Source organism: Pseudomonas sp. Sample_23 (genome assembly GCF_004307595.1).
Classification (GTDB): domain Bacteria; phylum Pseudomonadota; class Gammaproteobacteria; order Pseudomonadales; family Pseudomonadaceae; genus Aquipseudomonas; species Aquipseudomonas atacamensis.
The window spans coordinates 14,532-40,540 of the sequence record NZ_RCNX01000023.1 but is presented as its reverse complement, the minus strand read 5'-3'; the positions used below and the strand labels follow the sequence as shown (position 1 = coordinate 40,540).

General features: G+C 61.0%; 24 protein-coding genes. 16 read left to right on the top strand and 8 right to left on the bottom strand.

From position 1 onward, the window contains the following. Nucleotides 1-145: 145 nt before the first annotated feature. Both D8U82_RS05300 and D8U82_RS05295 read right to left on the bottom strand, forming a co-directional pair. A complete protein-coding gene (locus D8U82_RS05300; RefSeq protein WP_130901794.1) occupies nt 146-1,639 on the bottom strand; it encodes a CoA-acylating methylmalonate-semialdehyde dehydrogenase in 1,494 nt (497 codons plus the stop codon). Between the two features lie 74 nt (nt 1,640-1,713). Further along, complete coding sequence (locus tag D8U82_RS05295; protein WP_130901793.1) at nt 1,714-3,063, bottom strand: aspartate aminotransferase family protein; 1,350 nt, start codon at nt 3,061-3,063, stop codon at nt 1,714-1,716. Between the two features lie 137 nt (nt 3,064-3,200). Between D8U82_RS05295 and D8U82_RS05290 the strand changes: the two genes are divergently transcribed. From D8U82_RS05290 to D8U82_RS05250, 9 genes are all read left to right on the top strand, one after another. Continuing rightward, complete coding sequence (locus tag D8U82_RS05290; protein ID WP_016771807.1) at nt 3,201-4,121, top strand: LysR family transcriptional regulator; 921 nt, start codon at nt 3,201-3,203, stop codon at nt 4,119-4,121. A gap of 115 nt (nt 4,122-4,236) precedes the next feature. Beyond that, nucleotides 4,237-5,625 carry a nucleobase:cation symporter-2 family protein gene (locus D8U82_RS05285; RefSeq protein ID WP_130901792.1) on the top strand — a complete coding sequence of 463 codons (1,389 nt, stop codon included), beginning with the start codon at nt 4,237-4,239 and terminating at the stop codon, nt 5,623-5,625. Between the two features lie 88 nt (nt 5,626-5,713). Then, nucleotides 5,714-6,364, top strand: coding sequence for a TetR/AcrR family transcriptional regulator (locus D8U82_RS05280; RefSeq protein ID WP_016771809.1), 651 nt, complete (start codon nt 5,714-5,716; stop codon nt 6,362-6,364). 7 nt (nt 6,365-6,371) lie between these two features. Next, the gene (locus D8U82_RS05275) at nt 6,372-6,953 is read left to right on the top strand and encodes a YigZ family protein (protein WP_130901791.1); all 582 of its coding nucleotides are present in this window, start codon (nt 6,372-6,374) and stop codon (nt 6,951-6,953) included. 599 nt (nt 6,954-7,552) lie between these two features. After that, nucleotides 7,553-9,100, top strand: coding sequence for an ABC transporter ATP-binding protein (locus D8U82_RS05270; protein ID WP_130901790.1), 1,548 nt, complete (start codon nt 7,553-7,555; stop codon nt 9,098-9,100). Nucleotides 9,101-9,113: 13 nt separating this feature from the next. Continuing rightward, nucleotides 9,114-10,220 (top strand): ABC transporter permease, encoded by a 1,107-nt coding sequence (locus D8U82_RS05265; protein ID WP_122611292.1) that lies wholly within the window; start codon nt 9,114-9,116, stop codon nt 10,218-10,220. Beyond that, on the top strand, nt 10,220-11,146 hold the full coding sequence (locus tag D8U82_RS05260) for an ABC transporter permease (RefSeq protein WP_130901789.1): 927 nt from the start codon (nt 10,220-10,222) through the stop codon (nt 11,144-11,146). The genes D8U82_RS05265 and D8U82_RS05260 overlap by 1 nt, the downstream gene beginning before the upstream one ends. A gap of 276 nt (nt 11,147-11,422) precedes the next feature. Continuing rightward, nucleotides 11,423-12,109 (top strand): SDR family oxidoreductase, encoded by a 687-nt coding sequence (locus D8U82_RS05255; protein ID WP_130887050.1) that lies wholly within the window; start codon nt 11,423-11,425, stop codon nt 12,107-12,109. Between the two features lie 256 nt (nt 12,110-12,365). After that, entirely contained in the window at nt 12,366-13,724 is a 1,359-nt protein-coding gene (locus tag D8U82_RS05250; protein ID WP_130901788.1) for an 8-oxoguanine deaminase, read from the top strand. Between the two features lie 124 nt (nt 13,725-13,848). Here D8U82_RS05250 and D8U82_RS05245 read toward each other — a convergent pair whose 3' ends face one another. Continuing rightward, complete coding sequence (locus D8U82_RS05245) at nt 13,849-14,940, bottom strand: calcium:proton antiporter (protein ID WP_130901787.1); 1,092 nt, start codon at nt 14,938-14,940, stop codon at nt 13,849-13,851. Nucleotides 14,941-15,227: 287 nt separating this feature from the next. Between D8U82_RS05245 and D8U82_RS05240 the strand changes: the two genes are divergently transcribed. The 3 genes from D8U82_RS05240 (at nt 15,228) to D8U82_RS05230 (ending at nt 18,446) form a co-directional block, all read left to right on the top strand. Continuing rightward, the gene (locus D8U82_RS05240) at nt 15,228-16,301 is read left to right on the top strand and encodes a BMP family ABC transporter substrate-binding protein (RefSeq protein WP_016771815.1); all 1,074 of its coding nucleotides are present in this window, start codon (nt 15,228-15,230) and stop codon (nt 16,299-16,301) included. A 145-nt stretch (nt 16,302-16,446) separates the two neighbouring features. Next, the gene (locus D8U82_RS05235) at nt 16,447-17,412 is read left to right on the top strand and encodes a 2-oxoglutarate and iron-dependent oxygenase domain-containing protein (protein ID WP_130901786.1); all 966 of its coding nucleotides are present in this window, start codon (nt 16,447-16,449) and stop codon (nt 17,410-17,412) included. A gap of 80 nt (nt 17,413-17,492) precedes the next feature. Further along, nucleotides 17,493-18,446, top strand: a complete 954-nt coding sequence (locus D8U82_RS05230) for an adenosine deaminase (RefSeq protein WP_024011466.1) — start codon at nt 17,493-17,495, stop codon at nt 18,444-18,446. 126 nt (nt 18,447-18,572) lie between these two features. Here D8U82_RS05230 and D8U82_RS05220 read toward each other — a convergent pair whose 3' ends face one another. The 3 genes from D8U82_RS05220 to D8U82_RS05210 form a co-directional block, all read right to left on the bottom strand. Continuing rightward, the gene (locus D8U82_RS05220) at nt 18,573-19,955 is read right to left on the bottom strand and encodes an MFS transporter (protein ID WP_130901785.1); all 1,383 of its coding nucleotides are present in this window, start codon (nt 19,953-19,955) and stop codon (nt 18,573-18,575) included. A gap of 127 nt (nt 19,956-20,082) precedes the next feature. After that, nucleotides 20,083-20,817, bottom strand: a complete 735-nt coding sequence (locus D8U82_RS05215; protein WP_016771819.1) for a helix-turn-helix transcriptional regulator — start codon at nt 20,815-20,817, stop codon at nt 20,083-20,085. A gap of 317 nt (nt 20,818-21,134) precedes the next feature. Then, nucleotides 21,135-22,064, bottom strand: coding sequence for a LysR family transcriptional regulator (locus tag D8U82_RS05210; RefSeq protein WP_130901784.1), 930 nt, complete (start codon nt 22,062-22,064; stop codon nt 21,135-21,137). A 121-nt stretch (nt 22,065-22,185) separates the two neighbouring features. Here D8U82_RS05210 and D8U82_RS05205 point away from each other — a divergent pair, with 121 nt between their 5' ends. The 3 genes from D8U82_RS05205 (at nt 22,186) to D8U82_RS28035 (ending at nt 23,851) form a co-directional block, all read left to right on the top strand. Continuing rightward, complete coding sequence (locus D8U82_RS05205) at nt 22,186-22,479, top strand: putative quinol monooxygenase (RefSeq protein ID WP_122611296.1); 294 nt, start codon at nt 22,186-22,188, stop codon at nt 22,477-22,479. Nucleotides 22,480-22,511: 32 nt separating this feature from the next. Beyond that, on the top strand, nt 22,512-23,525 hold the full coding sequence (locus tag D8U82_RS05200; RefSeq protein ID WP_130901783.1) for a zinc-binding alcohol dehydrogenase family protein: 1,014 nt from the start codon (nt 22,512-22,514) through the stop codon (nt 23,523-23,525). 152 nt (nt 23,526-23,677) lie between these two features. Beyond that, nucleotides 23,678-23,851 (top strand): hypothetical protein, encoded by a 174-nt coding sequence (locus tag D8U82_RS28035; protein ID WP_168772664.1) that lies wholly within the window; start codon nt 23,678-23,680, stop codon nt 23,849-23,851. A gap of 17 nt (nt 23,852-23,868) precedes the next feature. Here D8U82_RS28035 and D8U82_RS05195 read toward each other — a convergent pair whose 3' ends face one another. Next, complete coding sequence (locus D8U82_RS05195; RefSeq protein ID WP_024011460.1) at nt 23,869-25,065, bottom strand: multidrug effflux MFS transporter; 1,197 nt, start codon at nt 25,063-25,065, stop codon at nt 23,869-23,871. An 87-nt stretch (nt 25,066-25,152) separates the two neighbouring features. Further along, on the bottom strand, nt 25,153-25,350 hold the full coding sequence (locus tag D8U82_RS05190) for a cation transporter (protein ID WP_056787762.1): 198 nt from the start codon (nt 25,348-25,350) through the stop codon (nt 25,153-25,155). A 148-nt stretch (nt 25,351-25,498) separates the two neighbouring features. Between D8U82_RS05190 and D8U82_RS05185 the strand changes: the two genes are divergently transcribed. Continuing rightward, on the top strand, nt 25,499-25,882 hold the full coding sequence (locus D8U82_RS05185) for a hypothetical protein (RefSeq protein WP_122611286.1): 384 nt from the start codon (nt 25,499-25,501) through the stop codon (nt 25,880-25,882). Nucleotides 25,883-26,009: the final 127 nt, after the last annotated feature.

Here is a 26,009-nt window from a genome sequence, read left to right as displayed (position 1 = left end):
TTTCGACTGCGCCGGAAGTGGGGCGAATTATAGACCTCTGGAATCTGCCGTCAACACCTATTTTCATATTTCTGTCATATCGGTCAAAAAGCCCCGAAAACGCGAAGGCCGACCTGAAAGGTCGGCCTTCTGCACATCCAGCTACTTATAAGCTAGGGAATGCGAACTGCGAAGCTTCATGGCTTGCACGCTGCGGCCAGCGCTGGGTGATTGCCTTGCGACGAGTATAGAAGCGCACGCCGTCCGGACCGTACGCATGCAGGTCGCCAAACAGTGAACGCTTCCAGCCGCCGAAGCTGTGATAAGCCACCGGCACCGGCAGCGGCACGTTGACGCCGACCATACCGACTTCGATCTCGTCACAGAACAGCCGCGCCGCTTCGCCGTCACGGGTGAAGATGCAGGTGCCGTTGCCGTATTCGTGATCATTGATCAGTTGCATCGCCTCTTCCAGGCTGTTCACCCGCACCACGCACAGCACTGGCCCGAAGATCTCTTCTTTATAGATGCGCATCTCTGGAGTGACGTTGTCGAACAGGCAGCCACCGAGGAAGAAGCCTTCTTCATGCCCGGCAACGCTCAAACCACGACCATCAACCACCAGGGTCGCGCCCGCCGCCACACCGTCGTCCACATAACCGCTGACCTTGTCACGCGCCTGACCGGTAACCAACGGCCCCATGTCCAGACCGCACGAGGTACCCGCACCGATTTTCAGCGCTTTGATCTGTGGAACCAGTTTCGCCACCAGCGCGTCCGCGACCTGATCGCCAACACACACGGCCACCGAGATGGCCATGCAGCGTTCGCCGCAGGAACCGTAGGCCGCGCCCATCAGTGCACTCACCGCATTGTCCAGATCGGCATCCGGCATCAGCACCGCGTGGTTCTTCGCGCCGCCCAGTGCCTGAACGCGTTTGCCGCGCTTGGTGCCTTCGGCGTAGATGTATTCGGCAATCGGTGTCGAACCGACGAAGCTCAGCGCTTTGACTTCCGGCGCTTCGATCAACGCGTCCACCGCCGTCTTGTCACCATGGACCACACTCATCACACCTTTCGGCAACCCGGCTTCCAGCAGCAACTGAGCGATCAGCAGCGTCGAGCTTGGATCGCGCTCGGATGGCTTGAGGATGAAGCAGTTGCCGCAGACGATCGCCAGCGGGTACATCCACAGCGGGACCATGGCCGGGAAGTTGAACGGAGTGATACCGGCCACAATCCCCAACGGCTGGAAGTCCGACCAGGCATCGATATTCGGGCCGACGTTGCGGCTGTACTCGCCCTTGAGGATTTCCGGGGCGGCGCAGGCGAACTCGACGTTCTCGATACCGCGCTTCAATTCACCGGCGGCGTCTTCCAGGGTCTTGCCGTGCTCTTCGCTGATCAGTTGCGAGATGCGCGCTTCGTTCTGCTCCAGCAATTGCTTAAAGCGGAACATCACCTGGGCGCGTTTGGCTGGCGGCGTGTTGCGCCAGGACGGGAACGCAGCCTTGGCGGCATCGATGGCTTTCTGAATGGTGGCCTGGCTGGCCAGTGGCAGTTTGTGAATTGCCTGACCGGTAGACGGGTTGAACACATCTACCGCGCGACCGGTTTCGGTCACCAGTTCGCCATTGATCAAATGCGGAATAACGCTCATCGAACACTCCTGAATTCTGGTCCGCAGGCGCCGTGAGAGGCGCCCGCACTTTTGTACATATATAGAAGGAAAAATCAGTCGAGCTTGTTCAGCACTTCGCCGACCGCGTCGAACAGACGATCGAGGTCTTGCGGCTTGCTGTTGAAGGTTGGGCCGAACTGCAGGGTGTCGCCGCCGAAGCGCACGTAGAACCCGGCTTTCCACAGGGCCATGCCCGCTTCGAACGGACGCACGATGGCGTCGCCGTCACGCCCGGCAATCTGGATCGCGCCGGCCAGGCCGTAGTTACGGATGTCGATGACGTTCTTCGAGCCTTTCAGGCCGTGCAACGCGTTCTCGAAATGCGGCGCAATTTCGGCGACGCTCTGCACCAGGTTTTCCTTTTGCAGCAGATCCAGTGCCGCAAGACCGGCGGCGCAGGCCACCGGGTGCGCCGAATAGGTGTAGCCGTGGGGGAATTCCACGGCGTATTCCGGCGTCGGCTGGTTCATGAAGGTCTGGTAGATCTCGGAGCTGGCAATCACCGCGCCCATCGGAATCGCGCCGTTGGTGACTTGTTTGGCGATGCACATCAGGTCCGGGGTCACGCCGAAGCTCTCGGCGCCGAACATCGAACCGGTGCGGCCGAAACCGGTGATCACTTCGTCGAACACCAGCAGGATGTTGTGCTGATCGCAGATCTCGCGCAGACGCTTGAGGTAACCCTGCGGCGGAACCAATACCCCGGCAGAGCCGGCCATCGGTTCAACGAACACCGCAGCGATGTTGGAAGCGTCGTGCAGTTCGATCAACTTCAGCAGTTCATCGGCCAAAGCAATACCGCCCTGCTCCGGCATGCCGCGGGAAAACGCATTGCTCGCCAGCAGTGTGTGCGGCAGGTGATCGACATCCATCATCGCCTGACCGAACATCTTGCGGTTGCCGTTGACGCCGCCGAGGCTGGTGCCGGCGATATTCACGCCGTGGTAGCCACGGGCGCGGCCGATCATCTTGGTCTTGGTCGCCTGGCCTTTCAGGCGCCAGTAGGCACGGACCATTTTCACCGCGGTGTCAGCGCACTCGGAACCAGAGTCGGTGAAGAACACGTGGTTCAGATTGCCCGGGGTCAGTTCAGTGATTTTCTCTGCCAGTTGGAACGACAACGGATGGCCGTACTGGAAGCCCGGCGAGTAATCGAGGGTGCCCAGTTGTTTCGAAACGGCTTCCTGAATTTCCTTGCGGGTGTGCCCGGCGCCGCAGGTCCACAGACCGGACAGCGAGTCGTAGATCTTGCGGCCCTTGTCATCGAACAGCCAGCTGCCTTCAGCGCCGACGATCAAACGCGGGTCGCGCTGAAAGTTGCGGTTGGCGGTGTACGGCATCCAGTGCGCGTCCAGCTTCAGTTGGCTGGCCAGTGGCGACGGCGCGTTTTCAGGCATGTTCATCGGGCAAAACCTCGCAGGGCATAAGCGTCAGGGAGATGGAAAGCGTTGTTGCAGCTAAATTGCCACGGCGATAAAGTCGGTGAAATCCAACTCTTCTAACCTTCAGTTAGATCATCGCTAAACAAAGAGAACAAGAAATGAGCAGCCGCCGCGCCGACCCACTGGCTCAAGTCAGTGACTTTGATATCCGTCTGCTGCGGATTTTTCGCAGTGTCGTGGAATGTGGCGGCTTCTCCGCAGCGGAAACCGTGCTCGGCATCGGGCGTTCGGCGATCAGCCAACAGATGAGCGATCTGGAGCAGCGCCTCGGCTTGCGCTTGTGTCAGCGCGGCCGGGCCGGATTTTCCCTGACCGAGGAAGGCCGTGAGGTGTATCAATCAGCGCTGCAATTGTTGAGTGCGCTGGAAAGCTTCCGCACTGAGGTCAACGGTCTGCACCAACACCTGCGCGGCGAGCTGATCATCGGCCTGACCGACAATCTGGTCACCCTGCCGCACATGCGCATCACCCACGCCCTCGCGCAATTGAAGGAGCGCGGGCCGGATGTGCAGATTCAGATCCGCATGATTGCGCCGAATGAAGTCGAGCAAGGCGTACTCGACGGGCGTCTGCATGTCGGCGTGGTGCCGCAGGCCAGCGCCTTGTCGGGACTGGAATATCAGCCGTTGTACAGCGAGCGTTCGCTGCTGTATTGCGCGGTGGGTCATCCGCTGTTTTATGTCGACGACAAGCAACTCGATGATCAACGCCTCGACAGTCAGGACGCGATTGCGCCGACCTTCCGTTTGCCGGCAGAGATTCAGGCGCACTACCAGGCGCTCAACTGCACCGCCAGTGCCTCTGACCGTGAGGGCATGGCATTTCTGATTCTGACCGGACGCTACATCGGTTACCTGCCGGATCACTACGCCAATCTTTGGGTGCAGCAGGGGCGCTTGCGTGCGCTCAAGGCCGGCACGCGTTTTTACGATTTGAGTCTGGCATCGGTCACGCGCAAGGGGCGGCGCCCTCATTTGGTGCTGGAAAGTTTCCTCGAGAGTCTGGCCGCGACGCGATAGATAAGCGCGCAGAGCCCAGCCCGTCTGGGCCTCATCGACAGAATCGAGGAATAACCTGAGCAAGTGGACAGGTTTTTGCAGAGAAGGGATAACTCTCCTTCAAGAAGCCAAAGCCATGCAGCCAGATTCCGATTCATCCAGTGAACTGATCTACGGCCTCAACGACCGCCCCAAACCACTCGCCGCCATTCTCGCCGCGCTGCAACACGTGCTCGCGAGTTTCGTCGGCATCATCACCCCGCCACTGGTGATCGGTTCCGCGCTCGGGCTGACCGCGCATCTACCGTACCTGATCAGCATGGCGCTGATGGTCTCGGGCGTCGGCACTTTTATCCAGGCGCGGCGACCGTTCGGCATTGGCGCGGGGATGATCTGTCTGCAAGGCACCAGTTTCGCGTTTCTCGGTGCGGTGCTGTCGGCCGGGTTTCTGGTCAAGCAGCGCGGCGGCAGCCCGGAAGATATTCTGGCGATGATTTTCGGCGTGTGCTTTTTCGGCGCAATCGTGCAGATCGTGCTCAGCCGTTTCATCGGTCAGTTGCGCCGAGTGGTGACACCGCTGGTGACCGGCATCGTCATCACGCTGATCGGCATCAGCCTGATCAAGGTCGGCATCACCGATGTGGGTGGCGGCTTCAACGCGCCGGACTTCGGCGCGCCGGGCAATCTGGCCTTGGGCGTGTTCGTGCTGCTGACGATCATTCTGCTCAACCGCTCGAATACGCCGTGGGTGCGACTGTCGGCGATCATCATCGGGCTGGTGCTCGGCAGTCTCGCCGCTTGGTTCAGCGGGAAACTGGTCCCGCAGCCGTTGCCTGACTTGCCACTGGTGAGTTTTCCTACGCCATTCAAGTTCGGATTCAACTTCGACTGGACGGCTTTCCTGCCGGTCGCGCTGATTTACCTGATCAGCACCATCGAAACCGTCGGCGACCTCACCGCCAATTGCATGCTTGCTCGCCAACCGATCAGCGGCCCTTCTTATATAAGCCGCTTGCGCGGTGGCGTGCTCGGTGACGGCGTGAGCTGCATGATCGCGGCGACCTTCAGCGCCTTCCCCAACACAACGTTCGCGCAGAACAACGGCGTGATCCAATTGACCGGCGTTGCCAGCCGCTACGTCGGCCTGTACATCGGCGCGATCCTGTTCTGCCTCGGCCTGTTCCCGATGATCGGTGCGGTGCTGCAACAGATTCCGAAACCGGTGCTGGGCGGCGCAACGCTGGTGATGTTCGGCGCTGTGGCGGCGGCGGGCGTGCGCATTCTCGCGCAGTCGCCGCTGGACCGGCGCAGCATGTTGATCATCGCCACTTCGTTCGGCGTCGGCCTCGGCATCGCCGCGCAACCGAACCTGCTGCACCTGCTGCCGAAACTGGTGCAGAACCTGTTCGACTCGGCGATCACCAGCGGCGGGCTGACGGCAATCGTCCTCTGTCTGTTGTTGCCGGAAGGCAAAACCGCCGAGACAAAAAGCCCCGCGTCATTGAACAAGATCGAACAGGCGTAACTGTTTTTCCGCGCCAGGACTTGTCGGATGCCTGTGGGTGCGCTATCAACGCAACTGGTTGCACCCACAGACAATCCCGGAAGTGCCTATGACCTTTGAAGTCCCAGCCCACGGCGGCAAACCCGCCAGCCGCATTCGTCAGAAGAACGAAGAGACCATTCTCAAAGCCGCCGAAGACGAGTTCGCCCGTCACGGGTTCAAAGGCACCAGCATGAACACCATCGCGCAGAATGCCGGGCTGCCCAAGGCCAACCTGCATTACTACTTCACCAACAAGCTCGGTTTGTATGTGGCGGTGCTGAGCAACATCATCGAGTTGTGGGACAGCACCTTCAACACCCTCACTGCCGAGGACGACCCGGCCGAAGCGCTGACGCGCTACATCCGCGCGAAGATGGAATTCTCCCGGCGCCAGCCACAGGCTTCGCGAATCTTCGCCATGGAAGTGATCAGCGGCGGCGAATGCCTGAGCGAATATTTCAATCAGGATTACCGCACCTGGTTCACCGGGCGCGCGGCGGTGTTTCAGGCGTGGATCGATGCGGGCAAAATGGACCCGGTCGACCCGGTGCACCTGATTTTCCTGCTGTGGGGCAGCACCCAGCATTACGCCGACTTCGCCACGCAGATCTGCCGCGTCACCGGGCGCAGCAAGTTGACCAAGCAGGACATGGAAGACGCCGGCAACAACCTGATCCGCATCATTCTCAAAGGCTGCGGCCTCACTCCTTCTCTATAAGACGTTTATGCCTTTCACCCTCAGCGGTTTTTGCGAGTACCGCGAAGAGATTCGCAAAAGCCGTTTCATCACTCTGGCGACGCCGATCAGCAGCCCCGCCGATGCGCAGGCGTTTTTCGAGCAGCACAGCGATTTGAATGCCACGCACAATTGCTGGGCGTGGAAACTCGGCGCGCAATACCGCAGCACTGACGACGGCGAGCCGGGCGGCACGGCCGGGCGCCCCATTCTGGCGGCGATAGAAGCTCAGGATTGCGATCAGGTCGCGGTGCTGGTGATTCGCTGGTACGGCGGCATTCAACTGGGCACCGGCGGTTTGGCCCGGGCCTATGGCGGTGGCGCCAACAAGTGCCTGCAAGCGGCGGAAAAAATCGAGCTGATCAACCGCGTGTCGCTGAGTTGCGCCTGCGGATTTGCCGAGTTGGCGCTGGTGAAGTTGCGCGTGGCGGATCTCGGTGGATTGGTGGTGGAGGAAATCTTCACGGCCAATGGGGTTGAGTTGAAATTGGCGGTAGGAAAAGCGCAGATCGAAGTGCTGCAAAGTCAGTTGGCGGATCTGAGCCGTGGGCGGATTTTGTTGCAGCGTTGAGAGTGGAAGATCAAAAGATCGCAGCCTTCGGCAGCTCCTTGGGGGATCGCATTCCAATTGTAGGAGCTGCGGAACGCTGCGATCTTTTAGGGCATTCCCCAATTGGCGACTTGCCCACATCGGCTGTGCACCCGACTGTGGATAACCTGAGCACATACCGCTGTAACCCTTCTGTCATGCGGCTTTGCGCGATTTGTTCAATTTTCGTTCAATTGACCCGACAAAAGGGAAATCCAGCCTAAAAACAAACAGTTACCTTTGTTTATCACCATTAGAACAAAGCATCGCAGTGCTTATGCCCACCCTCGGCGCTTGCGCACAATTACTGTGGAGCAACCTGTGGATAAGCCGTTCATGACCGCCGCAGCCGCTGGATCTGTCTGGCTCCCAGGCAGTTGCTCGTTTTTTAACCAACTGCAAGCGGGCAAAACTGGAGCCTGTTCAATGGCTTTGCGCTGAATTGGTGCTCGAGAGAAAGACAAAATGCCCGCCGATGCGCTGCTGTCGGCACTTGCGCACTGGCTCCGCAAGCGTTCCTGACTCAATGGCCAGGAAATTGCTTTATCCACAGGCACAACTCCAAGTCAGTCGAGCCTGTCATGTCCATCGCCCCTTCCCCACCGCGCCTGCAACTGCGCCAGATCAGCAAACGCTACCCCGGTTGTCTGGCCAACGACGCCATCGACCTGAGCATCGCGCCGGGTGAAATCCATGCCCTGCTCGGTGAAAACGGCGCGGGCAAAAGTACGTTGATGAAGATCATTTACGGAGTCACCCAGTGCGACAGCGGTGAAATGCTCTGGGAGGGGCAGCGCGTGCAGATGCGCAATCCGGCGCAGGCGCGGCAGTTGGGCATTGGCATGGTGTTCCAGCATTTCTCGCTGTTCGAAACCCTCAGCGTGGCGCAGAACATTGCCCTGGCGATGGGCGCGGCGGCCGGCACGCCGAAGCAACTGGAGCCGAAGATCCGCGAAGTATCACGGCGTTATGGCATGGCCCTGGAACCGGAGCGACTTGTCCACAGCCTGTCGATTGGCGAGCGCCAGCGGGTGGAAATCATCCGTTGCCTGATGCAGGACATCCGCCTGTTGATTCTCGACGAGCCGACCTCAGTGCTGACGCCGCAAGAGGCCGACGAATTGTTCATCACCCTGCGGCGCCTTGCCGCCGAGGGCTGCAGCATTCTGTTTATCAGCCACAAGCTCGGTGAAGTGCGCGCCTTGTGCCACAGCGCCACGGTGCTGCGCGGCGGTCGGGTTGCCGGGCATTGCGAGCCCGCCGAATGTTCGGACCAGCAACTGGCGCAAATGATGGTCGGTGAAGCGGCGGCTTTGATTGGCGAGTATCCGAAGGTCAGCGGTGGCGCGGCATTTCTGCAGGTGCAGGGTTTGAGCTGGCACAACCCGGATCCGTTCGGCTGCTCGCTGACCGACATCGACCTGCAAGTGCGCAGCGGTGAAATCGTCGGCATCGCCGGGGTCGCGGGCAATGGTCAGGATGAATTGCTCGCCCTGCTCAGCGGCGAGCAGCCCTTGCCTCGTGCGCAGGCGGCGACCCTTCGCTTCGCAGAGAAAAACGTTGCCGATCTGCGCCCGGATGCGCGGCGCAAACTCGGTCTGGCCTTCGTGCCGGCCGAACGCCTTGGCCACGGCGCGGTGCCGGAGTTAAGTCTGGCCGATAACGCCCTGCTCAGTGCTTTCCAGCAAGGACTGGTGAGCCACGGGTTGATTCAACGAAGCAAAGTCGAAGCCCTCGCGCAGCAGATCATCCAGCGTTTCGGCGTGAAGACCCCGGACACGCAAACCGCCGCGCGCAGCCTGTCCGGCGGCAACTTGCAGAAATTCATCCTCGGCCGGGAAATTCTTCAGCAACCGAAACTGCTGATCGCCGCGCACCCGACCTGGGGCGTCGACGTCGGCGCCGCCGCGACCATTCACCGTGCGCTGATTGCCCTGCGCGATGCCGGCGCGGCGATTCTGGTGATTTCCGAAGACCTCGATGAGCTGTTCCAGATCAGCGATCGCCTCGGCGCGCTGTGCGGCGGGCGTCTGTCGGCGCTGCAAGACACCAGCGCTACACAACTGAGCGATGTCGGCGCGTGGATGGCCGGCCAGTTCGATCACTCACCTGGCACCGCCTCGGTTTAACGGAGTTCCAACCATGCTGCTTTCTCTCGAACCCCGAGGCCAGCAATCGCGCCTGATGCTGTGGTGCTCGCCGTTATTGGCGGCGGCCCTGACCCTCGGCTGCGGCTCGCTGTTGTTCATCGCGCTGGGCCACGACCCACTGCAAACCTTGCACACGCTGCTGATCGCACCGGTCAGCGATTTGTATGGCGTGTCTGAATTGCTGGTCAAGGCGCTGCCGATTCTGCTCTGCGCACTCGGCCTGGCGGTGGCCTATCAGGCGCGGATCTGGAACATCGGCGCCGAAGGCCAACTTCTACTTGGCGCCTTGGCCGGCAGTGCTCTGGCAGTGAACGTTATCGACATGCAAAGTCGCTGGGCGCTGGTGCTGATTCTGCTGACCGGCACGCTGGCCGGCGCCGCATGGGCCGGGCTCACCGCATGGCTGCGCACGCGCTTCAACGCCAACGAAATCCTCACCAGCATCATGCTCAATTACATCGCGTTGAACCTGCTGCTGTTCTGCGTGCACGGGCCGTTGAAGGATCCGGCGGGCTTCAATTTTCCCGAGTCGGCGATGTTCGGCGACGCCAGTCGTTTGCCGCTGCTGCTGGAGGACGGCCGCGTGCATGCCGGGGTGTATTTCGCCCTGCTCGCGCTGGTTGCGGTGTGGGTGTTGTTGCAGAAAAGCTTCATCGGCTTCCAGATCAAAGTGCTCGGGCTGGACAAGCGTGCGGCAGGTTTTGTCGGCTTCCGCGAGAAGCGCCTGATCTGGCTGGCGCTGTTGATCAGCGGTGGTCTGGCCGGGCTCGCCGGGGTCTGCGAAGTGACCGGGCCGATCGGCCAACTGGTGCCCCAAGTGTCGCCGGGCTATGGCTACGCAGCGATCACCGTGGCGTTCCTCGGACGGTTGAATCCGATCGGCATTCTGTTCTCCAGTCTGCTCATGGCGCTGCTGTACATCGGCGGCGAGAGCGCGCAGATGTCGCTCAACCTGCCGCAGGCAATCACTCAATTGTTCCAGGGCATGATGCTGTTTTTCCTGCTCGCCTGTGACGTGCTGATTCTCTATCGGCCACGCCTGAAACTGCGCTGGACCCGGCGCGCCTCGACCCCTGCCGTAACCGCCGGAGCGCTGTGATGGATATCGATCTGTTGAGCAATATTTTCTACGCGATGGTCCGCTGCGGCACGCCGCTGCTGCTGGTGGCATTGGGTGAGTTGATCTGCGAGAAAAGCGGCGTCCTCAACCTCGGCCAGGAAGGCATGATGCTGTTCGGTGCGGTGATCGGTTTTATCGTCGCGCTGAACAGCGGCAACCTGTGGCTGGGTGTGCTGCTGGCGATGTTGGCCGGGATGTTGTTGTCGTCACTGTTTGCCCTGGTCGCGCTGGTGTTCAACGCCAATCAGGTGGCCACCGGTTTGGCGCTGACGATCTTTGGTGTCGGGCTGTCGACATTTGTCGGTGCGGCCTGGGTCGGTAAGCCGCTGGCGGGTTTCGAGCCTCTGGCGATTCCGTATCTGAGTGAGATCCCGCTGATCGGGCGGATGCTGTTTGCCCAGGATCTGCTGGTGTATCTGTCGTTCGCGCTGTTTGCGCTGGTGGCGTGGGTGATCATCAAAAGCCGTGTCGGCCTGATCATTCAGGCGGTCGGAGAAAACCCGGATGCGGCCAGCGCCATGGGCTTGCCGGTGCTGACCGTACGCACCTTGGCGGTGTTGTTCGGCGGAGCAATGGCCGGGCTGGCCGGGGCTTATCTGTCGCTGGCCTACACGCCGATGTGGGCGGAAAACATGACCGCCGGGCGCGGCTGGATTGCCTTGGCGCTGGTGGTGTTTGCCAGTTGGCGGGTGTGGCGGTTGTTGCTCGGGGCGTATCTGTTTGGCCTCGCCAGCATCCTGCACTTGGTGGCACAGGGATTGGGACTGGCGATTCCTTCGAGCCTGCTGGCGATGCTGCCGTATGTGGCGACGATCTTGGTGCTGGTGTTGCTGTCCCGCGATGCCGTGCGCACTCGGTTGTATGCGCCGGTTTCGTTGGGGCAGCCGTGGCAACCGGGACATTAATTGATGCCAGAGCGGGCCTCTTCGCGAGCAGGCTCGCTCCCAAAGGGGATCTGAGTGAACGCGGGCAAATGTGGGAGCGAGCCTGCTCGCGAAAGCGTCCGCACAGGCAACACTTGAACCACGCCTCATGATTGTTTCTGATCAAACACCCTCGAGAAACTCAAGAAGCCTGGAGTATGCTCCGGGGTCAAAGCCTGTTTTCGCCAAGCGCTGCAACTGTGGCGCGGTCAGGCGTGTCCATTGAAACCTGAATGCTGACTTTCAAGGAAACCCATCATGTCTCAGGCAAAAAACGCACTGATCATCGGCGCCTCCCGCGGCTTGGGCCTCGGTCTGGTGAAGACCCTGCTGGGCGATGGCTGGCAGGTCACCGCGACGGTGCGCAATCCGCAGAAGGCCGAGGCGCTGCAAGCGCTGGGTGACGTGCGCATCGAGAAGCTCGACATGGACGATCAGCAAGCGGTGATCGCTCTGAGCCAGAAACTCAAGGGCGAAACCTTCGATCTGTTGTTCGTCAACGCCGGGGTCAAAGGCCCGGACGTGCAGACGCCGGGCGGCGCGACATTGGCCGAGGTCGGGCAACTGTTTTTCACCAACGCAGTGGCGCCGATCAATCTGGCCCAGCGTTTCGTCGGGCAGATCCGCGAAGGCAGCGGCGTGCTGGCGTTCATGAGTTCGGTGCTCGGCAGCGTGACCATGCCCGACGCGCCGGAGCTGGCGCTGTACAAGGCGAGCAAGGCGGCGCTGAATTCGATGACCAACAGTTTTGTCACGCAACTGGGCGAGCAGAAACTCACCGTACTGTCGTTGCACCCGGGCTGGGTGAAGACCGACATGGGCGGCGAAGGTGCTGACTTGGATGTAGAGACCAGCACTCGCGGGCTGATTGACCAGGTCAATGCATTCACCGGCAAGGGCGGGCATCACTTCGTCAATTACAAGGGTGAAACGATTGCCTGGTAAGCACTGAAAATCCCGATGTGGGAGCGAGCCCGCTCGCGAATACGATCTGTCAGGTAAATCTGTATCGACTGACATGACGCCTTCGCGAGCAGGCTCGCTCCCACAGGGAGTAATGGTGAATGGTCGGGTGGCGCTTGCCCGGCGCTGCGATTTGTTTGAAACTGCGCGCCTCGTCCTTCGCGGCGACCCTGGATCAGCAGACAGGGCAACACTGAGCTGGCAACCCTGAACCCAACTTTCAGAGGAGCCGGCCACAATGCCTGCGACCCGTACCTGGTTAAAAAATCCCCTCGCCATTTTCACCTCCAACGAGCTTGATGCCCGTGGCGGTCTTGTCGTGCAAGACGGTGTCATCGTCGAAGTCCTCGCTGCCGGTCAGCAGCCGTCGGCGCCCTGCAATGAAGTGTTCGATGCCCGCGAGCATGTGATCCTGCCGGGCCTGATCAACACTCACCATCACTTCTATCAAACCCTGACCCGCGCCTGGGCGCCGGTAGTCAATCAGCCGCTGTTCCCGTGGCTGAAAACCCTGTACCCGGTATGGGCGCGGCTGACCCCGGAAAAACTCGCCCTCGCCACCAAAGTGGCGCTGGCCGAATTGCTGCTCTCGGGTTGCACCACAGCTGCCGACCATCACTATCTGTTCCCGGACGGTCTGGAAAACGCCATCGACGTGCAGGTCGAAACGGTGCGTGAACTGGGCATGCGCGCCATGCTCACGCGCGGCTCGATGAGCCTTGGCGAGAAGGACGGCGGTCTGCCTCCGCAACAAACGGTGCAGGAAGGTCAGGTGATTCTCGACGACAGTCAGCGGCTGATTCGCGAGTATCATGAGCGTGGCGATGGTGCACAGATCCAGATCGCTCTGGCGCCATGCTCGCCATTCTCGGTGATCCCGGAAATCATGTCGGCCAGCGCTGATCTGGCGAACAAGCTCGATGTGCGTCTGCACACCCACCTTGCTGAAACTCTCGATGAAGAAGACTTCTGTCTGCAACGCTTCGGTCTGCGCACCGTCGATTATCTGGACAGCGTCGGCTGGCTCGGCCCGCGTACCTGGCTGGCCCACGGCATCCATTTCAACCCCGACGAAATCGCCCGCCTCGGCCAGGCCGGTACCGGCATCTGCCACTGCCCAAGCTCGAACATGCGCCTGGCGTCCGGCATCTGCCCGAGCATCGAGCTGACCGACGCCGGCGCGCTGTTCGGCCTTGGCGTTGACGGTTCGGCGTCCAACGATGCCTCGAACATGATCCTCGAAGCGCGTCAGGCTCTGTACATCCAGCGCCTGCGTTACGGCGCCGAAAAGATCACCCCGGAGCGCGTGCTGGGCTGGGCGACCAAGGGTTCGGCGAGCCTGCTCGGTCGCAGCGACATCGGCGAAATCGCCGTGGGCAAACAGGCGGATCTGGCGTTGTTCAAGCTCGATGAACTGCGCTTCTCCGGTAGCCATGATCCGATTTCGGCGCTGTTGTTGTGCGGCGCGGATCGGGCGGATCGAGTAATGATTGGCGGCAAGTGGCGTGTGGTTGATGGTCAGGTTGAGGGGTTGGACCTGAAAGGTCTGATCGCCGATCACAGCCAGGCGGCTCGGCAGTTGATCGCCGGGACCTGACTCACCGCCGTTCAAAACTGTGGGAGCGAGCCTGCTCGCGAAGAGGGAGTGTCAGACAACATGTTTGTCGGATGACAGACCGCTTTCGCGAGCAGGCTCGCTCCCACATGAGTATCTGCCAGCCCTAAAGGCCCAGTAGCGACAGCATGATAAAGGTCGCAAACAGCACAAAGTGCGTCATGCCCTCAATGGCGTTGGTTTCGCCGTCATTGAGGTTGATCGCGCTGACGATCAGGGTGATGAAGATCATCACCGTTTGCACCGGGGTCATCGCCATTTGAAACGGCTGGCCGGTGTACAGCGCCATCGCTTCCATCACCGGTACGGTCAGAATCACCGTCGACAGTGACGCGCCCATCGCAATGTTGACCACCGACTGCATGCGATTGGCGAGCGCCGCTCGTAATGCGGTGAGAATCTCCGGCGCGGCGGAAATCGCTGCCACCAGAATCGCCGTGATCACTGGCGGTGCACCCGTGCCTTCCAGGCCCAGATCGAGGGTCTTGGACATCACCTCGGCCAGTGCGCCGATGATCACCACCCCCGACACCAGAATGCCGATCGACAGCGCCAGGCTGACCGGCTTCGGCTCCTGCTCGACCGGCTCCTTCTTGCGGCGTTTGTCCGGGTAGCTGTAGCTGAAAAAGTAACTGTGCGGGCCGACCTGCATGCGCAGGAACAGCGCGTAAAGCACCATCATCGCGCCGATGGTGAACGCCGAATACATCTTCCAGTTGGCCTCGGGAATGAACTCCGGGACCACCATCGATACGCCCATCGCGGTAAGGATCATCACGCTATAGCTGCGCGCCGAATCGTCGTTGTAGGACTGTTCGCCGTGTTTGATCCCGCCCATCAAAGCGGCGAGGCCGAGGATGCCGTTGATGTCGAGCATGACCGCTGAATAAATCGTGTCGCGCACCAGCGTTGCCGAGGCTTCGTTGCTCATCATGATCGCCAGAATCACCACTTCGACCAGCACCGCCGAGAGCGTGAGGATCATCGTGCCGTAGGGGTCGCCGACCTTTTCCGCCAGCAGTTCGGCGTGATGAGCGACGCGCATCGAAGCGGCGACGATAAAGGCGATCAGCAGCAGACCGCCGCCCAGCGCGACGATCTGGCCGCTGCGCAGCAGCCAGTGTTCCAGTGGATAAGCGACGCACGCGGCAAGGACTGCCAGCAGCAGGAAGCTTTCTTGTTTGAGGATCGAGAGCATGACGGGCCTTTTGCCGAAAAGAGCTGATGAAGCTACTGACTGCCGCGCGCCACTAACGTTTCGTTACATCTTTACGCACCACGCGATGGCAGCTGGATTCAGGCATGCACTTTTATTGGCCTTGCCGGCCTCTTCGCGAGCAGGCTCGCTCCCACATTGAAATGCGTCCGCTGTGGGAGCGAGCCTGCTCGCGAAGGCCGCGCCGCGTTTTCAAATGTGTTTGTTGTCCTGTTGGTCAGCAATTTGCATTGGCCCTGAGCACACACAACAAAATGGAGTTCGGGTTCATGCCAATACGTCCGCTGCACAAACTGCTGTACGCCGCCATCGGTCTGGGAATCAGCCTGAGCGCCAGTGCTGCCGATCCGCTGAAGGTCGGTTTCGTCTACATCGGCCCGATCGGTGACCACGGCTGGACGTATCAGCACGAACAGGGGCGCAAGGCCCTGGCGGAAAAACTCGGCACGCAGATCACCACCAACTACGTGGAAAACGTCGCCGAGGGCGCCGACGCCGAGCGGGTGATCCGCAACATGGCCAAGGACAAATATGACCTGATCTTCACCACGTCTTTCGGCTACATGAACCCGACAGTGAAAGTCGCCAAGCAATTCCCCAAGGTCACTTTCGAACACGCCACCGGTTACAAGCAGGACAAGAACCTCGGCACTTACCTGGCGCGCACTTACGAGGGCCGTTACGTCGGCGGTTTCCTCGCGGCGAAGATGACCAAGACCAAGAAGATCGGCTACGTCGCCTCGTTCCCGATTCCGGAAGTGATCCGCGACATCAACGCCATCCAGTTGGCCCTGAACAAGTACAACCCTGGCACCGAAATCAAGGTGGTGTGGGTCAACTCCTGGTTCGATCCGGGCAAGGAAGCCGACGCCGCCAATGCGCTGATCGATCAGGGTGTTGATGTAGTGTTCCAGCACACCGACAGCCCGGCGCCGATTCAGGCTGCCGAACGGCGCGGCGTGTATGCCGTGGGCTATGCCTCGGACATGGCCCACTTCGGCCCGAAAGCGGTGCTGACCTCGATCGTCAACGACTGGGCGCCACACTACATTCAGGCGACGCAGAGCGTGATCGATCACACCTGGAAATCTCAGGATTACTGGGGCGGGTTGAAGGAAGGCACGGTGGAACTGCCGATCAGCGATCTGGTGCCGGCGCCGGTCAAAGCCGAAGCCGAGCAGTTGATCGCCGACATCAAGAGCGGCGCATTGCAGCCGTTTACCGGGCCGATCAAGGATCAGGCCGGTGTGGAAAAAATCCCCGCGGGCGTGAGCGCGACCAATGCGGAACTGGCTTCGATGAATTATTACGTTGAAGGCATGAAGGCCGAGATGCCGAAGTAGTCCCCCGATTCACCACACAAAACCCTGTGGGAGCGAGCCTGCTCGCGAAAGCGGTGTGTCATTAAACAAAAATGTGGTCTGACACTCCCTCTTCGCGAGCAGGCTCGCTCCCACATTGGCAACACAGCGTATTCAAGGATTGTGTATGGATCAGCTTCCGATCATTGATATCAGCCCGCTCTATGGCGACGACGAAAACGCCTGGCCTGCGGTGGCCGAACAAATCGACCAAGCCTGTCGCGAATGGGGCTTTTTCTACATCAAGGGCCATCCGATCTCGGCGCAGCGCATCGACGCCCTGCTCGATCACGCCCAACGCTTCTTTGCCTTGCCCGCCGCAGAAAAACTCAAGATCGACATCACCCAGACCCGCCACCATCGCGGCTACGGTGCGATTGCCACCGAGCAACTGGACCCGGATAAACCCAGCGATCTGAAGGAAACCTTCGACATGGGCCTGCACTTGCCGGACGAACATCCCGAGGTGCTCGCGGAAAAACCCTTGCGCGGCCCCAATCGGCACCCGGCGCAACCCGGCTGGGAAGCGCTGATGGAGCAGCATTACCTCGACATGCAGGCGCTGGCGCAAACCCTGTTGCGGGCGATGACCATTGCGCTGGGCATCGAGCGCGACTTCTTCGATTCGCGCTTTGTCGACCCGGTCAGCGTGTTGCGCATGATCCATTATCCGCCGCGTCACACCGCCAGCTCCGCCGAGCAACAAGGTGCCGGCGCCCACACCGATTACGGCTGCATCACCCTGCTCTATCAGGACAGCGCCGGCGGTTTGCAGGTGAAGAACGTCAATGGTGAATGGACCGACGCGCCACCGATTGACGGCACGTTCGTGGTCAACCTCGGCGACATGATGGCGCGCTGGAGCAACGACCGTTATCGCTCGACGCCGCACCGGGTGATCAGCCCGCTGGGCGTGGATCGTTATTCGATGCCGTTCTTCGCCGAACCGCACCCGGACACGCGCATCGAATGCCTGCCCGGTTGCCAGGACGCACAGCATCCGGCGAAATATCCGACCACCACCTGTGCGCAATTCCTGCTGTCGCGCTTCGCCGATACCTACGCCTATCGCCGTGAACAAGAGGCGGTTTGATCGATCACCTGGTCAGGTTTTGCCAATTGTTGCGGCCAGCCTCTGTAGAATGCCGGCATTGCACCTGATGAGAAAAGACTATGTACGACTGGCTCAACGCCCTGCCCAAAGCCGAACTGCACCTGCATCTGGAAGGTTCGCTGGAGCCTGAACTGCTGTTCGCCCTGGCCGAACGCAACAAGATCGCCCTGCCGTGGAGCGACGTCGAAACCCTGCGCAAGGCTTATGCCTTCAACAATCTGCAGGAATTTCTCGACCTGTATTACCAGGGCGCCGATGTGCTGCGCACCTCGCAGGACTTCTACGATCTGACCTGGGCCTACCTGCTGCGCTGCAAAGCACAGAACGTGATTCATACCGAACCGTTCTTCGATCCGCAGACCCACACCGACCGGGGCATCCCGTTCGAAGTGGTGCTCAACGGCATCGCCGCCGCGCTCAAGGATGGCGAGACGCAACTGGGCATCAGCAGCGGTTTGATCCTCAGCTTCCTGCGCCACCTCAGCGAAGACGAAGCGCAGAAAACCCTCGATCAGGCGCTGCCGTTCCGTGATGCGTTTGTCGCGGTCGGGCTCGACAGTTCCGAGATGGGCCACCCGCCGAGCAAGTTCAAACGCGTCTTCGATCGCGCCCGCGACGAAGGCTTCCTCACCGTCGCCCACGCCGGTGAAGAAGGCCCGCCGGAATACATCTGGGAAGCCATCGACCTGCTGAAAATCCAGCGCATCGACCATGGCGTGCGCGCCATCGAAGACGAGCGCCTGATGCAGCGGATCATCGACGAGCAGATCCCGCTGACCGTATGCCCGCTGTCGAACACCAAGCTCTGCGTGTTCGATCACATGTCGCAGCACAACATCCTCGACATGCTCGAGCGCGGCGTGAAGGTCACGGTGAACTCCGATGACCCGGCGTATTTCGGCGGGTACGTGACCGAGAACTTCCATGCGCTGCACGAGCATCTGGGCATGACCCAGGATCAGGCCAAGCGCCTGGCGCAGAACAGCCTGGATGCGCGGTTGGTGAAACCGTAAGCAACTGCAAAATCACATCAATACCTGTGGGAGCGGGCTTGCCCGCGATAGCGGATTGTCAGTCAACATAGATGTTGAATTTGCTGGCCCCATCGCGGGCAAGCCCGCTCCCACAGGGTGCTGCGTTTATTTGAATAGCTGCGCTTCAGTAAGCTCTTCCAGCGTCTTGCCCCGCGTCTCCATCCCGAACAGCCACACCACGCCCGCCGCAATCGCGAAGCACGCTGCGCCCAGCGCGAACACCCCGCCCTGCCCGGTAATCGGGAACACCAGCCCGGTCACCAGTGGCCCGAGCAGTGAGCCGACGCGGCCGATCGCCGAAGCGAATCCCGAGCCGGTTGCCCGTGCCGAAGTCGGGTACAGCTCCGGGGTGTAGGTGTAGAGCACCGCCCACATGCCGAACAGGAAAAACTGCATCAACAGTCCGGTGCCGATCAGCAACGCGACGTTGCCGCCGAACACCGCGCTCTGCCCATACAGAAACGCCATCACCCCGCCGCCGAGCAGGGTGACGATGCACACCGGTTTGCGCCCCCAACGCTCGACCAGCCACGCCGCCATGAGGAAGCCGGGAATCCCGCCGAGTGAGATCAGCACCGTGTAGTACACCGACTGCGTCACGGCGAAACCCGACTGCTGCAGCAATGCGCTGAGCCAGGAAGTCAGCCCGTAGAAACCCAACAATGCGAAGAACCACAGACTCCAGATCATCGTCGTGCGCTGGCGATATTGCGGCGACCAGATCTGCTTGAGTGCCGAGAAGAAATTACCCGGCGGCGTCACCGTGCGTGGCAAACGAACCGGTTCCGGTAACGCCGCACCGCCCAGCGAAGCACGCACCCGCGCTTCAATGCCGTTCAACACTTTGTCCGCGTCGGCGTCACGCCCGGCCTGTTCCAGCCAGCGCGGTGACTCGGGAATGAAAAAGCGGATCGCCAGGACAAACACCGCCGGCACTGCCAGCACCAGGAAAATATCGCGCCAGCCAATCAGCGGCAGCAGGAAGTACGAGAGCACACCCGCCGCGACAAACCCCAGCGGCCAGAAGCCGTCCATCAGGGCGATATAGCGCCCGCGTCGTTGCGCCGGAATCAGCTCCGAGAGCATCGACTGTGCGATGGGAAACTCCATGCCCATGCCAATTCCGAGCAGGATGCGAAACAGCGTCAGCGTCTCCACCGTTTGCGCCGTCGAACACAGGTAACTGGCCACGCCCCATAGCACGATGCTCCACTGAAACACCGGTTTGCGCCCGAAGCGGTCGGCGAGCATCCCTGACAACGACGCCCCGAGCACCATGCCGAAGAAGCTCGAGCTGGCCAGCAGCCCTGCTTGCGCACTGCTCAGGCCGAACTCGGCTTTGATCGAGCCGAGCAGGAAAGTCATCATCGCCAGATCCATGGAGTCGAAGAAAAACGCCAAGGCAATGATGATGAAAATGACGCGGTGATAACCGCTGAGCGGCAGCCGTTCCAGGCGCTCAGCCGCACTAAAGCGTTGTGTTTTCATGTTGTGCTCCCCCATCCGAAAGATCCCCGGATCGAGTGTGCGCGATGGTCATTCAGAGGTCGTACTGGATGCGACCTGTTCACAGCCGTGGACGACGTCAGCCTTCAGCTCATCGCCGAGCAACGCTCTAGAACGCTGTTTCCAGCTCGGTTTCCTTGGCAAAGCGATGGATTTCGCGCTGGCCCGTCGCGGTCAACTGCAAGGCGCGGGAATCGTTGGGCAAGGTCAGCCAGCCGGACTGCATGAACAACTGCAACAGCGCCGCGCCCAGTGAGCCGCCCATGTGCGGACGACGCTCGCTCCAGTCCGGGCAGGCGCAGGCGACCTGCACGTTGCGGTGGGCCAGGGCCTGGATGAACACACCGCGCTGGGCCAGTCGGGTGGAGCCCTTGTGCGTCACCACCACCCGCTGCTCAAGCTGTTCGATCCAGCCGGCATCGAGCAGGCGCTGATACAGGTCGGCCGCCAGGGTACCGCCCAGATGATCGTCGCAGAACCGCGCGCGCAACAGCGAAGACGGCGCCGCCTGTGGTCTGACCATGGGAGCCGTGCGTTTCAGCGCATCAGGGATTTGCCGTGGCGCGCTGGCAATGGTGGCGCTGGCCAGTGCTTCGATCGCCGCGCCGATTTCCGGTGCCGCCAGGCGAAAGAAGCGTTTGCGCCCACGCATTTCGATGTTCAACAGCCCCCCTGCGGACAGGCGTCCCAGATGCGCACTGGCCGACGACGGCGAGAGCCCGGCCAGCAGCGCCAGCTCTTCGGCTTGCCGGGCCGAGCCATCCATCAACGCCCACATCATCGCGCTGCGCTTGGGGTCGGCCAGCAATGTCGCGATCTGGCTGATGCACGGTGCATGTTCCATATGTTCACTCCCTGTTGAATCGTATCGTCTACCGCTCGGAGACATCCTGGCCGGTTATGGGGCATCGGCCAACACGCGAAAATCGCCCGGGATCGGTGGCAAGGGATGCCACCGACACCAGCTGCTCCGGCACACAACCTGGCAGCAGAAGTAGCAACCGTCACCAAAAGCCGGCAACGCGTTACGGGGTCTGCGCGCCGGGTGTCAGTGCAGGCATGAGGCGGGCGCTAGTATAAGCGGGTTAAGCCAGACGTCCTGCGCCTGGGCCTGGGCAGGTGGCGATTGTTCCTGACAGAAATTTCTCTAATTGCCTGCGACTAATGATCAACTTTGAGGAAACCGGGAAATTGGCTACTCAATTCGGCGCATCGGCTGGCGAGCATCTCCCTCAGCAGGTTCACCGGCTTACTCAATTGTGCGCGATGGGCGCACAACAGATTCAGCGGTGCGCGCTCACACAGCAGTTCCGGCATCAGCACTTTGAGGCGTCCGGCGAGCACATCGGCGCCGACGTCGAGCCAGGATTTGTAGGCGATACCGGCACCGGCCAGCGCCCATAGCCGCACGACGTCGGCGTCATCGCTGAAGCGGTCGCCGCTGACGGTCAGGCCGACTTCACGCTTGCCATCGTGAAAACTCCAGTGGTCGTGGACGCGGCTGCCGAGCATGTACAAAAGGCAATTGTGCTGGGCCAGTTGCTCAAGCTGGCGCGGTTCGCCATGCCGGGCCAGGTAATCGGGAGATGCGCACAACACGCGGCGATTGTGTGGCGCGATGGGCAAGGCGATCAGGCTGGAATCTTCCGGCTCGCCGTAGCGCAGGGCGATGTCCACCGGTTGCCGGAACAGGTCGGCGATGCGGTCGCCAAGCAGCAGGCGTACCGTCAGTTTCGGGTGTTCACGCTGGAACACGTCGAGCCACGGCAGCAGCAGATTGCGGCCGAAATCAGAGGGTGCTGACAGTTGCAGAATTCCGCTGACCTGGTCCTGTCCGCTGGCGAGCAGTCGACGGCCTTCGTCGAGATTGCTCAGGGCGGCGCGGGCATATTCGAGGAAGCCTTCGCCCTCAGCGGTGAGGCGCAGGCTGCGGGTCGACCGCGCCAGCAGCCGCGCACCGAGTTGCTGCTCGATGCGCTTCAACGCCGCGCTGGCCACCGCCGCAGACATGTCCATCACCCGTGCCGCCGCCGACAGGCTGCCCAGATCCGCCGCGCGAACAAACAACTGCAAGTCATCAAAACGCAGCATGCGCAGCCTCGATTATCAAAAAAATATTGAAAGAGACTGCTCTTTTAGCCGGTTTTATCGCGCAGAGAAATAGCCAATGATGGCCTCCAACAAATTCATCCCGATTCTCTGGAGTCCGCGCATGTCACAGCCCTTTACCGCTATTGCTACTCTGACCGCCAAGCCCGGCCAGCAGGACGTTCTCGAACAGGCGCTGCGTGCCCTCGTCGAACCGAGCCGCGCCGAGCCCGGTTGTGGCCAGTACGACCTGCACCGCGACCTTGCCGATCAACAGGTTTTTTATGTGATCGAACAGTGGGCCAGTGACGAGATTCTTGAGGCGCACAACGCCAGCGCGCATTTTCAGAAGTTTCAGGCCAGCGCCGGCCACACCATCGAACACTTCCAGCTCAAACGCCTCGGCAAAATTGCCTGATTCCTCCTTCTATCAACTGTACGGAGCCACTTATGAAAGCCATTGCCTATTACGCGTCCCTGCCGATCAGCGACGCCAAGTCCCTGCAAGACATTGAACTGCCAGAACCGGTTGCCGGCCCGCGCGACCTCTTGGTGGAGGTCAAAGCCATCTCGGTCAACCCGGTCGATACCAAAGTGCGGCAGAACGTGACGCCGGAAAACGGCGCGGCGAAAGTGCTGGGCTGGGACGTTGCCGGTGTGGTCAAGTCGGTCGGCAGCGACGTCACCCTGTTCAAGGCCGGTGACAAGGTGTTCTACGCCGGTTCGATTGCCCGGGCCGGTGGCAACAGCGAGTTGCACGTGGTTGATGAGCGCATCGTCGGTCACATGCCCAAGTCGCTCGGTTTTGCCGAAGCCGCTGCGCTGCCGCTGACCGCGATCACTGCGTGGGAATTGCTCTTCGAGCGCCTGCAAATCAGCGAAGGCAGCAATGATCAAGGCCAGAGCCTGCTGATCGTTGGTGCGGCGGGTGGCGTGGGTTCGATCCTCACTCAATTGGCCAAGCAGTTGACCGGCCTGAAAGTCATCGGCACTGCCTCCCGTGCGCAAACCCGTGACTGGGTCAGCGCACTCGGTGCCGATCTGGTCATCGATCACAGCCAGCCGCTGAGCGAAGAATTGAAGCGCGCCGGCATCGACAGCGTGACCCACGTCGCCAGCCTGACCCAGACCGACCAGCATCTGGCGCAACTGGTCGAAGCCCTCGCGCCGCAAGGCAAGCTGGCGCTGATCGACGATCCGAAGTCCCTCGACATCAGCCTGCTCAAGCGCAAGAGCCTGTCGCTGCACTGGGAGTTCATGTACACCCGCTCGCTGTTCGAAACGCCGGACATGATTGAACAGCACAAGCTGCTCAACCGCGTCGCCGAACTGATTGACGCCGGCACTTTGAAAACGACTTTGGGCGAGCACTTCGGCGTAATCAACGCGGCCAACCTGCGCCGCGCCCATGAGCTGCTGGAAAGCGGCAAGGCCAAGGGGAAAATTGTTTTAGAAGGTTTCTAAAAAAATAAAGCCTCGCAACCGCTCGTGATGCCAGAGCGGTTGCGGGGCTTTTTGCCGTCAGTCGGTTGCTTGACCCTTGTCACAATTACGCGGGTATCGAGGTCTACAATCGAAGCCTCTGCGATACATCTTTTACGCAAGGGAGGTCAGCAATGAAGATCCTGATAAAAGAAGTGGCAAAGTCCCAATGGCAGGTGCGTCTGGACCAGCACGTCGTGACCTTTCGCAGTGAAGCCGAGGCTCTGGCCTTCACTCGCACCCTCGAAGCGCGACTCTGCGCGCCCCACCGGATTCCCGAACCCACCCAGCAGCGCGCCGCCGGCTGAGTTCTAAAGTCGAGCGTTCAGACCTGGGCTTGCGCCAGCGCCCGGGCATTCTGCAAGCGCCGGGTGAGCAGCGCGACGCTCACCACCAGCAAACCACACAGGCTGATGACCATGGCCATCGGCACGGCGCTGCCATCGTGCAACACCCCCACCAACGCGGCGGCACCGGCGGCGATGCTGAATTGCAGGCAACCGAGCATTGCCGACGCACTGCCGGCGCGGGCGCCCTGACCGTTCATTGCGCAAGCCGAGGCGTTGGGAATGATGCAGCCGAGGCTGGCAATGCAGATGAACAGCGGAATCAGCAACGGCCACAATGCCTCTGGACGCATCGCGCTGACCGCCAGCAACGTCAGCCCGGCGAGGAAGTACACCCACACCGCGCGCACCAGCAAAAACGCCGGACCACGCTTGGCCAGCAAACGAGCATTGACCTGCGCCACCAGAATGAACCCTGCCGCGTTGGTGCCGAACAGCCAGCCGAAGTGCTCGGCGGGTACGCCGTAGAGCTTGATGAACACAAACGGGGAGCCGGCGATGTAAGCGAACATGCCGGCGATGGCGATGCCGCCGGTCAGGGCGTGGCCGAGGTAGACCGAATCCTTGACCAGCCGTGCGTACTGGCGCAACGCACCGGACAACGGTTGGCGCGGCACGTGGGCCGGCATGCTTTCCGGCAGACCCAACGCCACCGCCAGACCTGCCGCCGCACTGAATCCGGTGAGGACCAGAAAGATCGACTGCCAACCCGTGGTGTTGACCAGCAGCCCACCGAGCATCGGCGCCAGAATCGGCGCCAGGCCCATCACCAGCATCAATTGGGAAAACACCTTCGCCGAGCCCACCGCATCGCACTTGTCAGCAACCACCGCACGGGAAATCACCATGCCCGCACAACCACCGAGTGCCTGGACGAAGCGCGCGCCGATCAGCCATTCCAGGCTCGGCGCGTAGGCGCAGGCCAATGACGCCAGGGTGAACAGAGCAACGCCGCTGAGCAGCGGAAGCCGCCGGCCGAAACGATCGGAAATCGGCCCGTAAGCCAGTTGGCCCAGCGACAGACCGAGGAAGTACGCCGCCAGCGTCAGCTGGACATGCTGCTCATCGGTGCCGAACGCCAGCGCCATGGCCGGGAAGGCAGGCAAATAGAAGTCGATCGCCAAAGGACCGAAAGCGCTCAAGGCGCCGAGTATCAAAATCGTGCGGAAGTTCATCAGGCATCCAGGTGGGCAAGTCGCAGCCCGACAGTCTAGCCGCGCCCGGACGCCTTGAACATTCCGATAGCTCGCTAACGATCAATTTCAGACGAGCTTCACCTCATAACCCTCTTCGCGGATCGCTTCGATCACCTGGTCGGCACTCAGCGCGCTTTCGACGCCGACTTCCTTGGCCGCCAGATCGACGCGCACGCTGGCCGCCGGATCCAGCGCCTGCACCGCAGTGGTGATGGCTTTGACGCAATGACCGCAGGACATGCCTTGAACGTTGAACACTTGCATGGGAAGACTCCTTTGAGTGAGGTTGCCGGCAGTCTCGAGCTTGCCACGATGGCAAGGTCAAGTTCTGCGAAAAACTGCCGGGCTGGCAATCGGCGTCGCGCTCGGCCAAGCTGCATGCATCAATGACTGGAATTCAGGAGATTCAGCCATGCGCTGGTCAGCTTTGGGCCTGTTTGGCTTGCTCAGCCTTTTCGCCGCCGTCCCGCAGGTGCAAGCCGCCGGCGAGGATTACGCGGTACTGATCATTTCCCGCGAACGTCTCGAAGTGGCGACCTCGTGCGAGATCGGCGTGTACATCCAGGACCAGCTCTCGGCGCGCCTGTTCCAGGAGCAGAGCACGTCGTTTAACCTGCCACCGGGCAAGGTTTCGCTGCGCCTGAAACTGCTGCCGGGCCAGGCACCGGGTTGCAACCCCGGCATGCTCGCACCGGGTTCGCAGGAAATTAAACTGCAAGCGGGTGAGATCCAGAAGTACCGGATAGCGATGACGCAGGACGGCATGTATCTGAAGCGCGCCGATCTCGGTTATTGAGCAAATTCCTAACCTGTGGGAGCGAGCCTGCTCGCTCCCACAAGAATCGCCGATCGTTCCCACGCTCTGCGTGGGAATGCAGCCATGGACGCTCTGCGTCCCGAAGCGTGACGCGGAGCGTCACAGG